Below are 11,289 nucleotides of genomic sequence, written 5' to 3' on the forward strand. Positions count from 1 at the left end.
GGGAGCCGCCCCGCCTGCGGCCTGCTCAGTAGAACCGGCCCTCCAGGCCGATTTTCTGCAGCACCGTGGTGGAAATTTCCTCGATGGACTTGGTCGTGGTGGATAGCCAGCGGATGCCTTCGCGGCGCATCAGCTTTTCGGCCTCGGCCACCTCGTAGCGGCATTGCTCGAGCGACGCATAGCGGCTGTCGGGCCGGCGCTCGTTGCGCACCTCGGCCAGCCGCTCCGGCTGGATGGTCAGGCCGAACAGCTTGTTCCGGTACGGCAGGATCGACGAGGGCAGGGCATTGCGCTCGAAATCGTCCGGCACCAGCGGCACATTGGCCGCCTTGACCCCGTACTGCATCGCCAGGTAGAGGCTGGTAGGGGTCTTCCCGCAGCGGGAAACGCCGATCAGGATGACGTCGGCCTGCTCCAGCCCCTTGATGTACTGCCCGTCGTCGTGGGCCAGGCTGAAGTTGATGGCCTCGATGCGGTTCTGGTACTGCTTGGTATTGGCCACGTTGTGCGAGCGGCCGATGGAGTGGCTGGACTTGATGTTCAGCTCTTGTTCGATGGGTTCCACGAAGGTGGAGAAAAGGTCCAGGAACAGGCCGTTGGCCTGCCGCACGCGGGTGTTGATCTCGGAATTGACCAGGGTGCTGAAGACGATGGGGCGCTGCCCGTCGGCAGCAAAGGCAGCGTCGATGCGGGCGGCCACGGCGGCGGCTTTATCGACCGAATCGATAAAAGGCAGCCTGACATGACGGAAACGCACGTTTTCGAATTGGGCCAGGACCGAATGGGCGAACGTCTCGGCGGTAATGCCGGTACCGTCCGAGACCACGAATACGGTCCTGAGGTACGAATTCGGCGTAGCGTCGTTTTGGGGCATGGAGTCCTCGCAAACAGGGTGATCCGGAGGGGTGGAAACAGGTAACAAAGACCGGTCGTGCAGAAACATGGCCGGCCAGCGTACAATCTGGGATTACGCCCCGGTTACGCATGGCAATCGCCCTGGGCTCGAAGCCCGGGCAGCGGCGAAGGCGGGTTTGGCCAGCACATCCTGGATCCCATCGGAAGGTGCACGGCGGCTTAGGCATCCGGATGCCCAAGCAGGTTCGCGTGTGCTCGCCAAACATGCTTTCTTGCCATTGTAATAGGGGACTTCCATGTCTTATGTCGTACCGTTCGAGCAACTCCGGATGACGGACGTTGACTCGGTAGGAGGCAAAAACGCTTCACTTGGAGAGATGATCAGCCAGCTTACCGGCGCCGGGGTTCGGGTGCCGGGGGGCTTTGCCACCACGGCCCAGGCTTTCCGCGACTTCCTGAAGGACGCAGGCCTGGACAAGCGCATCAACGAACGTCTGGCTTCGCTGAATCCGGAAGACGTGCGCGCGCTCGCCGAAACGGGGGCAGAAATCCGCCAATGGATCATCGAAGCGCCGTTCTCGCCCCAGTTCGAGAAAGAAATCCGTGAAGCATTCGCCAAGCTGGACGCCGACGGCAAAGGCTCCTTCGCCGTGCGCTCGTCCGCAACCGCCGAAGACCTGCCCGACGCCTCGTTCGCCGGCCAGCAGGAAACCTTCCTGAACGTCGTCGGCATCGACGACGTCCTGGACAAGATCCGCCACGTCTTCGCCTCGCTCTACAACGACCGCGCCATCTCGTATCGCGTCCACAAGGGTTTCGCCCATGCCGACGTCGCGTTGTCGGCGGGCGTGCAGCGCATGGTGCGCTCGGATACCGGCTCGGCCGGCGTCATGTTCACCATCGACACCGAATCGGGCTTCCCCGACGTGGTCTTCATCACGTCGTCCTACGGCCTGGGCGAGACCGTGGTGCAGGGCGCGGTCAACCCCGACGAGTTCTACGTCTTCAAGCCGTCGCTCGCCGCCGGGCACTATCCCATCGTCAGCCGCCGCATCGGCTCCAAGCTGATCAAGATGGAGTTCGACCCGGAACGCACGGGCGGCCGCTCCGTCCGCACGGTGGACGTCCCCCCCGAGCTGCGCAACCGCTTTTCGCTGTCCGATGAAGACGTCATCGAGCTGGCGCGCTATGCCGTCATCATCGAGAAGCACTATGGCCGCCCCATGGACATCGAATGGGGCCGCGACGGCATCGACGGCAAGATCTACATCCTCCAGGCACGTCCCGAGACGGTCAAGTCGCAACAGGCCGGCAATGACGTGCAGCAGCGCTATCGCCTCAAGGCCACCGGCAACGTCCTCGTGACGGGCCGCGCCATCGGCCAGAAGATCGGCTCGGGCCCCGTGCGCCTGGTGGCCGACGTCGCGGAAATGGACAAGGTGCAGCCGGGCGACGTGCTCGTCACCGACATGACCGACCCCAACTGGGAGCCCGTCATGAAGCGCGCCTCGGCCATCGTCACCAACCGCGGCGGCCGCACCTGCCACGCGGCCATCATCGCGCGTGAGCTGGGCATCCCGGCAGTCGTGGGCAGCGGCAACGCCACCGAAGTGCTGAAGGAAGGCGCCATGGTCACGGTGTCTTGCGCCGAAGGCGACGAAGGCCGCATCTACGACGGCCAGCTCGAGACCGAAGTCGAGGAAGTCCGCCGTGGCGAAATGCCCGAGATCCCGGTCAAGATCATGATGAACGTGGGCAACCCCCAGCTCGCCTACGACTTCGCCCAGATCCCGAACGGGGGCGTGGGCCTGGCCCGCCTCGAGTTCATCATCAACAACAACATCGGCATCCACCCCAAGGCCATCCTCGACTATCCCAACGTCGACGGCGAGCTGAAGAAAGCGGTGGAATCCGTGGCCCGCGGCTACGCCAGCCCGCGCGCCTTCTTCGTCGACAAACTGGCCGAAGGCGTGGCCACCATCGCGGCGGCGTTCTATCCCAAGCCCGTGATCGTGCGCATGTCCGACTTCAAGTCGAACGAATACCGCAAGCTCATCGGCGGCTCGCGCTACGAGCCCGAGGAAGAAAACCCCATGCTGGGCTTCCGCGGCGCCTCCCGCTACATCGCCGAAGAGTTCGCCGAGTGCTTCCGCATGGAGTGCGAAGCCCTGCGTCGCGTGCGCGAAGAAATGGGCCTGACCAACGTCGAGATCATGGTTCCCTTCGTGCGCACGCTCAAGCAAGCCGAGCGCGTGGTCAACCTGCTGGCCGAGAACAAGCTCAAGCGCGGCGAAAACGGCCTGCGCCTGATCATGATGTGCGAAGTGCCGTCCAACGCCGTGCTGGCCGAGCAATTCCTCGAATACTTCGACGGCTTCTCCATCGGATCGAACGACCTGACCCAGCTCACACTGGGCCTGGACCGCGACTCGGGCCTGGAGCTGCTGGCCAGCGACTTCGACGAGCGCGACCCGGCCGTGCAGGCGCTGTTGCAACGCGCCATCCAGGCTTGCCTGAAGGCCGGCAAGTACGTAGGCATCTGCGGCCAGGGCCCGTCCGATCACCCCGACTTCGCCGTCTGGCTGAAAGACCAAGGCATCAAGTCGATCTCGCTGAATCCGGACACGGTCGTCGACACCTGGCGCAAGCTGGCGGAGTAAGCCGAGGCGCGTGACCCAAGTTTGGATCGCCGCGGGCCTGGTCGCCTGCGGCGCTTGGGAAAAAAGCGGCGTTCCCCGGGGCGCCGCTTTTTTGTTGCCCAGGCATAATAGTGGCGGATGCATCACCCTGCGGGCCGAGCGCCCGCGTATCGAGAAGGAGGCAACGATGAACCCCGCCTGGGTATGGTTCGGATTAATGGCCCTGGCCCTCATCGGCGAAGTGATGACCGGCACGTTCTACCTGCTGATGGTCGCGGTGGGCTTCGCGATCGCCGGCATCGCGGCGTGGCTGGGCGTCGAGCTGGCCTGGCAGCTCGTGCTGTGCGCGGTTTCCGTCATTGCCGCCATGCTGCTGCTCAAGCGGCTCAACGTCCTCAAGAAGCGCGGCGCGCCTCCGTCCACCAACGCCAACCTCAATATCGACATCGGCCAGACCGTCCGCGTCGATGCCTGGAACGAGGACCGCACGGCCCGGGTCTGGTATCGTGGGGCGCACTGGCAGGCCGAGCTCGCGGCGGGCGCCGAACCCGCGGCGGGGCTCCACGTCATCACCGAGATGCGGGGCAACCGCCTCGTCCTGTCGCCGGCCCGCTAAGGCCCCGGCGGCCCGCTTTTCCCGTCCCGGCATCACCAAGGAAACACCATGACCGAATCTACCATCGTCCTGCTGGTCATCCTGGCCCTGGCCATCCTCATCGTCGTCAAGTCGATCGCCATCGTTCCCCAGCAGCATGCCTGGGTGGTGGAGCGGCTGGGCAAGTTCGACCGGGTGCTGTCGCCGGGGGCAGGCTTCGTGATCCCGTTCATCGAACGCGTGGCGTACAAGCATTCGCTGAAGGAAATCCCGCTCGACGTCCCGAGCCAGATCTGCATCACACGCGACAACACGCAATTGCAGGTCGACGGCATCCTGTATTTCCAGGTCACCGACCCCATGCTCGCCTCGTACGGCTCGTCCAACTACATCGTGGCGATCACGCAGCTGGCGCAGACCACCTTGCGTTCGGTCATCGGCAAGCTGGAGCTGGACAAGACCTTCGAAGAGCGCGAACAGATCAATAGCAGCGTCGTCAGCGCGCTGGACGAAGCGGCGTTGAACTGGGGCGTGAAGGTGCTGCGCTACGAGATCAAGGACTTGACCCCGCCGGCCGAAATCCTGCGCGCCATGCAGGCCCAGATCACGGCCGAGCGCGAAAAGCGCGCGCTGATCGCGGCCTCGGAAGGGCGGCGCCAGGAGCAAATCAACATCGCCACCGGCGAGCGCGAGGCCGCCATCGCGCGCTCGGAAGGCGAGAAGCAGGCACAGATCAACAAGGCCCAGGGCGAGGCCACGGCCGTGGTCACGGTGGCCGAAGCCACGGCCAAGGCCATCCTGCAGGTGGCCGAAGCCATCAGGCAACCCGGCGGGATGGAGGCGGTCAACCTCAAGGTGGCCGAGCGCTACGTGGATGCGTTCGGCAACCTGGCCCGCACCAACAACACCCTGATCGTGCCTGCTAACGTCAGCGACATCAGCGGGCTGATCGCCTCGGCGATGACCGTGGTCAAGGGCACGCAGGGCACGCCCAAGGCACCGAACTGACCAGGCGGCTGCAGTCTCCCTGGGCGAAACGGGCCGCACTGGCGGCCCGTCGCGCAACCGCGCCAGCTACCCGCCGATGCGCTCGGTGGCGAGCGTGTAATGGCCGAGGTAATCCCAGTCGGCCTCGAAGCCGAGTCCGGGCCGCTCGCCCAAGGTAAGCGTGGCCTGCCCGGGGTGGAATAGGTCGTGCGGCGGCCGTTCGAAGTCGATGAAAGCCGTCTCCAGCGGAACCGCCTCGGGCAGCGACGCGAGGAAGTGCGCCGTCGCCAGGTAGCCCGGCCCCCAATAGAAGCAATGGGGGACCAGCCGCACCGAGAACCCGCGGGCGAGGGCGGCGACTTCCCGCATGACGTGGAAGCCGCCGATCTTGGTGATGCTGGGCTGGATGACGTCGAACGCGCCGGCCTGCAAGGCCCGGCGGAACTCCAGCGGCGTGCCGATGTTCTCGCCCCCGGCGATGGCGATCTTGCCCGTCCTCAGCGTGGCGAGGCGCTCGAAATCCTCGCAAGGCCAGATCGGCTCCTCCAGCCAAGCGTAGCCGTTCGAATCCAGCGCGTCGATCATGGAAAGGGCCTCGTCGGGGCTCCATGCGACGTTGACGTCGAGCGCGACCTCGCCCGCGCCATCCATGGCCGCGCGAGCCGCCTCGATCGCGGGCAGCGTGTTTTCGTGCAGCTTGATGAGGCGATAGCCGGCTTGGCGCGCGCGCTCCACATTGGCGGCCACCGCGGCCGGGTCGCCGCCGTAGCGCATCAGGCTCGCGTAGCCCTCGAGCGTGCCCGTGCTGCCGCCCAGGTGCCGGTAGAGGGGTTTGCCGGCGCGCTGGCTTTCGATGTCCCACAGCGCGATCTCGATCGCCGAGAGGGCGTACATCACCGGCCCGCTGCGGCCGTATCCGTAGAAGGCGCGGTGGGCGCGCGCCATGGTCGAGGCGATGTCGGCGACGGCTTGCCCGATGAACCACGGGCCGACCAGCGTGCGCAAGACAGCCTGGGTGCCGGCGTTCACGAAATGGCCGAACGCTTCGCCCCAGCCGGTGAGGCCGTCGTCGGTGTCGACCCGGACCAGCAGGCATTCCATCGACTTCCACGCTTGCGCCTCCGGGCGGATCACGGTGCGCGAGCCGTGGATTTCAAAGGGCAAGGCGATGCGGTGGAGGGTGATGCGGCGTATTGTCATGGTTCTCCTCGTACCTCGTTCCACGGCGGTGCCCGCCCGGGTGCCCGGCGGCACGTGGGGCTGGCGCAACGCAAGCCGCCGCGGCTTACCGCCGCCGCGTGTCGTGCTTGAGGATCTGCGCCCGCTCGCGCTGCCAGTCGCGCTCGCGCTCGCTGTCGCGCTTGTCGTATTGCTTCTTGCCGCGCGCCAGGCCGAATTCGAGCTTGATGCGGGAATTCTTGTAATGCAGGTTCAGCGGCACCAGCGCGAAACCGCGTTGTTCCACCTTGCCGATCAGCTTGCGGATTTCCTCGGCCCGGAGCAGCAGCTTGCGGGTGCGCGTGGGGTCGGCCTTGACGTGGGTGGAGGCTGTCTCCAGCGGGCTGACGTGCATGCCGATGATGTACAGCTCGGCATCGCGTACGATGACGTAGCTTTCCTTGAGCTGCACGCGCCCGGCACGGATCGCCTTCACTTCCCAGCCTTCGAGTACCAGGCCGGCCTCGAAGCGCTCGTCGATGAAGTAATCGTGAAACGCCTTGCGGTTTTCAATAATGCTCATTACGTCAATGTACTCCGTCGGCCGGGCATGGTGCGTGCTGCGGGCAGGTTTCCCGGTGCCGTAAAATCAGCCATTCTAGCAATTTGCCCTGGCGGTTCATCTACGCATGCATAAAGTGCAACGTTCGGTGCTGGTCCCGTACAGCGCGGCCCAGATGTTCGATCTCGTGGCCAAGGTCGAGGACTACCCCAAATTCATGCCTTGGTGCGGCGGGGCGGAGGTGCACGAGCGTGACGAGCACGGCATGCGGGCTTCCGTCGTGATCCAGTTCGCCGGCCTGCGCCAGCGCTTTACCACGCGCAACACGCACGACTATCCCCGCCGCATCCAGCTCGACTTGGTGGATGGGCCTTTCTCCATGCTCGAAGGGGTCTGGGAATTCCACGCCTTGGCCGACGACGCCTGCAAAGTCGTCTTTACCATGCAGTACCAGTTCTCCAGCCGCGCCCTCGAGGCGCTGGTCGGCCCTGTGTTCAACCGCATCGCCACCAGCTTCATCGATGCCTTCACCCAGCGCGCCGAAGCCTGTTATGGCTAGCCGTCCGGAGCAGGGCGGCGGGCCGGGCGCCCCGGCCGAAGCCATCCCGGTGTCGGTGTGCTACGCCGACGTGGGGCGCATCTGGCAGCGCGAGCTCAGCCTGCCTGCCGGCTCCACCGTGGCCGACGCCATCGAGGCGAGCGGGTTCCGGCGCGAATTTCCCGAGGTCGATCCCACCCGCAGCGGCACGGGCGTGTACGGCCGCCGGCGGCCGCTGGAGCACGTCCTGCACCCGCACGACAGGGTGGAGATCTACCGCCCGCTGGTCTTCGACCCGAAGGAGTCGCGCCGCCGGCGGGCGGCGCACAAGGCCGCGGCCGGGCAGCGGGCCCAAGTCGCGCGCCGCGGCTAAGCAAGGCGCGGCGGCCCGGCTGCTCCCGGAAATCGAGGTGCGGCGCGGCGGGCGGGGGCGCCTGTGGGTTTTCCCGCATATAAGCCCTCTTGACAGCAGGGGGAGAACGGCGAAAGGGGCCGCTCTCCAGTACAATACTAGGTTTAATTTGTATTGCGGCAGGGGGTTGCACGATGCGTCTCGTACAAACAGCGCTTACTTTCGATGACGTGTTGTTGGTGCCCGCATATTCCGCGGTGTTGCCCCGCGATACCAGTCTTCGAACCCGTCTGACCCGTGAAATCTCGCTGAACATTCCGCTGGTGTCCGCCGCCATGGATACCGTCACGGAATCGCGCCTGGCCATCGCCATGGCCAAGGAAGGCGGGATCGGGATCATCCACAAGAACCTCACGGCGGACGAACAGGCGCGCGAAGTCGCCAAGGTCAAGCGCTACGAGGCCGGCGTCGTGCTCGACCCGATCACCATCGCCCCGCACATGAAAGTGCGCGAAGTCATCGAGCTCCAGCGCCAGCACGGCATCTCCGGCCTGCCGGTGGTGGAAGGGCGCCAGGTGGTGGGCATCGTCACCAACCGCGACCTGCGCTTTGAAGACCGCTACGACGAACCCATCCGCACCGTCATGACGCCGCGCGAGCGGCTCATCACCGTGCGCGAGGGCGCTTCGCTGGAAGAGGCCCAGGCGCTGATGCACAAGCACCGCCTGGAGCGCGTGCTGGTCGTCAACGACAACTTCGAGCTGCGCGGCCTGATCACCGTCAAGGACATCATCAAGAACACCGAAAGCCCCAACGCCAGCAAGGACGAGCACGGCAAGCTGCGCGTCGGCGCCGCCGTCGGCGTGGGCGAGGGCACGGACGAGCGCGTGGAAAAACTCGTGACCGCCGGCGTGGACGTGATCGTGGTGGATACGGCTCACGGCCACACCGCGGGCGTGCTGGACCGGGTGCGCTGGATCAAGAAGCACTATCCGCAACTGCAGGTCATCGGCGGCAACATCGCGACGGGCGAAGCCGCCCGCGCGCTGGTCGAGGCCGGCGCCGACGGCGTCAAGGTCGGCATCGGCCCGGGCTCCATCTGCACCACCCGCATCGTGGCCGGCGTGGGCGTGCCGCAGATCACGGCCATCTCCAACGTGGCCCAGGCCCTGGAAGGCACGGGCGTTCCCCTCATCGCAGACGGCGGCGTGCGCTACTCGGGCGACGTGGCCAAGGCCATCGCGGCCGGCGCGTACAGCGTCATGATGGGCGGCATGTTCGCCGGCACCGACGAAGCGCCGGGCGAGATCGTCCTGTACCAAGGCCGCTCCTACAAGGCCTACCGCGGCATGGGCAGCCTGGGCGCGATGGCCGACGGCTCGGCCGACCGCTACTTCCAAGACCCGACCAACAACTCCGACAAGTTCGTGCCCGAAGGCATCGAAGGGCGCGTGCCGTACAAGGGCAGCGTGGTCAGCATCATTTACCAACTGGTGGGTGGCGTGCGCGCCTCCATGGGCTATTGCGGCTGCGCCTCCATCGACGAAATGCGCACCAAGAGCCAGTTCGTCCAGATCACCTCGGCCGGCATCCGCGAATCCCACGTGCACGACGTCCAGATCATCAAGGAAGCGCCGAACTACCGGATGGACTAATCCAGTCCTTCCCCTTTCCACTCCGCGTTCGCGGCCTCCCCGGCGGCGCTTCACGCCCGTCGCGGGTCGGCCCGGCGACTCGCTCGGGTAGCCTATGTCTCACGATCGCATACTCATCCTCGACTTCGGATCCCAAGTCACCCAACTGATCGCCCGCCGCGTGCGCGAAACGCAGGTCTACTGCGAAATCCATCCGTACGACGTTTCCGACGACTTCATCCGGGAACAGCAGGCCAAGGGCCTGAAAGGCATCATCCTCTCCGGCAGCCACGCCTCCGCCTACGACGAAGCCTCCTTGCGCGCCCCGCAGGCCGTGTTCGAATCCGGCCTGCCCGTGCTGGGGATCTGCTACGGCATGCAAACCATGGCCATGCAGCTGGGCGGCCAGGTCAGCTTCAGCGACCACCGCGAATTCGGCTACGCCGAAGTGCGCGCCCATGGCCACACCCCGCTGCTCAACGGCATCCAAGACTTCACCACGCCCGAAGGCCACGGCATGCTCAAGGTCTGGATGAGCCATGGCGACAAAGTCACCCAGCTGCCGCCGGGCTTCAAGCTCATGGCGTCCACCGCCTCGTGCCCCATCGCCGGCATGGCCGACGTCGAGCGCGGCTACTACGGCGTGCAGTTCCACCCCGAAGTCACCCATACCGTGCAGGGGCAAGCCATCCTCTCGCGCTTCGTGCACGAGATCTGCGGCTGCGGCACCGACTGGAACATGCCCGACTACGTCAGCGAAGCGGTCGAGGCCATCCGCCAGCAGGTCGGCAGCGACGAAGTCATCCTGGGCTTGTCCGGCGGCGTCGACTCCTCGGTGGCCGCGGCCCTGATCCACAAGGCCATCGGCGACCAGCTCACCTGCGTCTTCGTCGACCACGGCCTGCTGCGGCTGAACGAAGCCGAACAGGTCATGCAGACCTTCGCCGAAAACATGGGCCTGAAGATCATCCACGTCGACGCCACGGCCGACTTCATGGGCAAGCTCGCGGGCGTGACCGACCCCGAAGCCAAGCGCAAGATCATCGGCAAGGAATTCGTCGAAGTCTTCCAACGCGAAGCCGCCAAGCTCAAGGGCGCCAAATGGCTGGCCCAGGGCACCATCTACCCCGACGTGATCGAATCGGCCGGCGCCAAGACCGGCAAGGCCGTGACCATCAAGTCGCACCACAACGTCGGCGGCCTGCCCGACACCCTGCACCTCAAGCTGCTCGAGCCCTTGCGCGAACTCTTCAAGGACGAAGTGCGCAAGCTCGGCATCGCGCTCGGCCTGCCGCACAGCATGGTCTACCGCCACCCGTTCCCCGGGCCGGGCCTGGGCGTGCGCATCCTGGGCGAAGTGAAGAAAGAATACGCCGACCTGCTGCGCCGGGCCGACGCCATCTTCATCGACGAACTGCGCGCCACCCAAGCCACCGAACAAGACGCTGCCGCCGGCCTCTGCGCGCCGGAAGACGTGGGCAAGAACTGGTACGACCTCACCAGCCAGGCCTTCGCGGTCTTCCTGCCCGTCAAGTCCGTGGGCGTAATGGGCGACGGCCGCACCTACGACTACGTCGTCGCGCTGCGCGCCGTGCAGACCACCGACTTCATGACCGCCCACTGGGCCCACCTGCCGTACGCGCTGCTCGGGCGCGTCTCGAACCGGATCATCAACGAGGTCCGGGGCTTGAATAGGGTGGTGTATGACGTGTCGGGGAAACCGCCGGCTACGATTGAGTGGGAATGATTCCACGTCCGGCAGCTGCCGGCAGGATCAGGCACCAGACACACCTAAGCTTTCATGGCATAGTCGATGGCACGAAACCGGCCCTGTGCCATGCTTTACAAGGTGGCGGACAGGGACGACCTGTATGTGGCCGACACCCCCTCAAGGACCATTTCGTTCCGCTACAACTACGCCCTCAACGGGCGCCAGGAGACCATCACCTTCGGCCGGTACGGGCCGGGC

The 11,289-nt window shown here is 65.7% G+C and carries 10 protein-coding genes; 7 read left to right on the plus strand and 3 right to left on the minus strand.

All coding sequences use genetic code 11. The annotated features are described in order from the left end of the window. Nucleotides 1–25: 25 nt before the first annotated feature. Complete coding sequence (locus tag Q0319_RS03150; RefSeq protein ID WP_296464334.1) at nucleotides 26–874, minus strand: pyruvate, water dikinase regulatory protein; 849 nt, start codon at nucleotides 872–874, stop codon at nucleotides 26–28. Nucleotides 875–1,151: 277 nt separating this feature from the next. Here Q0319_RS03150 and ppsA point away from each other — a divergent pair, with 277 nt between their 5' ends. From ppsA to Q0319_RS03165, 3 genes are all read left to right on the plus strand, one after another. Continuing rightward, nucleotides 1,152–3,515, plus strand: coding sequence for a phosphoenolpyruvate synthase (ppsA, locus tag Q0319_RS03155; protein ID WP_296464337.1), 2,364 nt, complete (start codon nucleotides 1,152–1,154; stop codon nucleotides 3,513–3,515). Between the two features lie 166 nt (nucleotides 3,516–3,681). After that, complete coding sequence (locus Q0319_RS03160) at nucleotides 3,682–4,110, plus strand: NfeD family protein (protein ID WP_296464340.1); 429 nt, start codon at nucleotides 3,682–3,684, stop codon at nucleotides 4,108–4,110. A gap of 48 nt (nucleotides 4,111–4,158) precedes the next feature. Beyond that, entirely contained in the window at nucleotides 4,159–5,097 is a 939-nt protein-coding gene (locus Q0319_RS03165; protein ID WP_296464343.1) for a stomatin-like protein, read from the plus strand. A gap of 66 nt (nucleotides 5,098–5,163) precedes the next feature. Here Q0319_RS03165 and Q0319_RS03170 read toward each other — a convergent pair whose 3' ends face one another. After that, the gene (locus tag Q0319_RS03170; protein WP_299450820.1) at nucleotides 5,164–6,276 is read right to left on the minus strand and encodes a mandelate racemase/muconate lactonizing enzyme family protein; all 1,113 of its coding nucleotides are present in this window, start codon (nucleotides 6,274–6,276) and stop codon (nucleotides 5,164–5,166) included. An 85-nt stretch (nucleotides 6,277–6,361) separates the two neighbouring features. Next, a complete protein-coding gene (gene smpB / locus Q0319_RS03175; protein WP_296464346.1) occupies nucleotides 6,362–6,817 on the minus strand; it encodes an SsrA-binding protein SmpB in 456 nt (151 codons plus the stop codon). A 106-nt stretch (nucleotides 6,818–6,923) separates the two neighbouring features. Between smpB and Q0319_RS03180 the strand changes: the two genes are divergently transcribed. The 4 genes from Q0319_RS03180 to guaA all read left to right on the plus strand — a co-directional run bounded on the left by Q0319_RS03180 (nucleotide 6,924) and on the right by guaA (nucleotide 11,067). Then, complete coding sequence (locus tag Q0319_RS03180; RefSeq protein ID WP_296464349.1) at nucleotides 6,924–7,355, plus strand: type II toxin-antitoxin system RatA family toxin; 432 nt, start codon at nucleotides 6,924–6,926, stop codon at nucleotides 7,353–7,355. Next, a complete protein-coding gene (locus Q0319_RS03185) occupies nucleotides 7,348–7,707 on the plus strand; it encodes an RnfH family protein (RefSeq protein WP_299450825.1) in 360 nt (119 codons plus the stop codon). The genes Q0319_RS03180 and Q0319_RS03185 overlap by 8 nt, the downstream gene beginning before the upstream one ends. 173 nt (nucleotides 7,708–7,880) lie before the next feature. Continuing rightward, nucleotides 7,881–9,341, plus strand: coding sequence for an IMP dehydrogenase (guaB, locus tag Q0319_RS03190; RefSeq protein ID WP_299450828.1), 1,461 nt, complete (start codon nucleotides 7,881–7,883; stop codon nucleotides 9,339–9,341). A 94-nt stretch (nucleotides 9,342–9,435) separates the two neighbouring features. After that, nucleotides 9,436–11,067, plus strand: coding sequence for a glutamine-hydrolyzing GMP synthase (gene guaA / locus Q0319_RS03195; RefSeq protein WP_299450831.1), 1,632 nt, complete (start codon nucleotides 9,436–9,438; stop codon nucleotides 11,065–11,067). Nucleotides 11,068–11,289 lie beyond the last annotated feature (222 nt).

The sequence above is a fragment of the uncultured Pigmentiphaga sp. genome (assembly GCF_937950555.1).
Lineage (GTDB): Bacteria > Pseudomonadota > Gammaproteobacteria > Burkholderiales > Burkholderiaceae_B > Pigmentiphaga.

What these genes read in the sequence shown, in the direction of transcription:
- Q0319_RS03150 (WP_296464334.1), bottom strand. Translation starts at nt 874, where the DNA reads ATGCCCCAAAACGACGCTACGCCGAATTCGTACCTCAGGACCGTATTC.
- ppsA (WP_296464337.1), top strand. Translation starts at nt 1,152, where the DNA reads ATGTCTTATGTCGTACCGTTCGAGCAACTCCGGATGACGGACGTTGAC.
- Q0319_RS03160 (WP_296464340.1), top strand. Translation starts at nt 3,682, where the DNA reads ATGAACCCCGCCTGGGTATGGTTCGGATTAATGGCCCTGGCCCTCATC.
- Q0319_RS03165 (WP_296464343.1), top strand. Translation starts at nt 4,159, where the DNA reads ATGACCGAATCTACCATCGTCCTGCTGGTCATCCTGGCCCTGGCCATC.
- Q0319_RS03170 (WP_299450820.1), bottom strand. Translation starts at nt 6,276, where the DNA reads ATGACAATACGCCGCATCACCCTCCACCGCATCGCCTTGCCCTTTGAA.
- smpB (WP_296464346.1), bottom strand. Translation starts at nt 6,817, where the DNA reads ATGAGCATTATTGAAAACCGCAAGGCGTTTCACGATTACTTCATCGAC.
- Q0319_RS03180 (WP_296464349.1), top strand. Translation starts at nt 6,924, where the DNA reads ATGCATAAAGTGCAACGTTCGGTGCTGGTCCCGTACAGCGCGGCCCAG.
- Q0319_RS03185 (WP_299450825.1), top strand. Translation starts at nt 7,348, where the DNA reads ATGGCTAGCCGTCCGGAGCAGGGCGGCGGGCCGGGCGCCCCGGCCGAA.
- guaB (WP_299450828.1), top strand. Translation starts at nt 7,881, where the DNA reads ATGCGTCTCGTACAAACAGCGCTTACTTTCGATGACGTGTTGTTGGTG.
- guaA (WP_299450831.1), top strand. Translation starts at nt 9,436, where the DNA reads ATGTCTCACGATCGCATACTCATCCTCGACTTCGGATCCCAAGTCACC.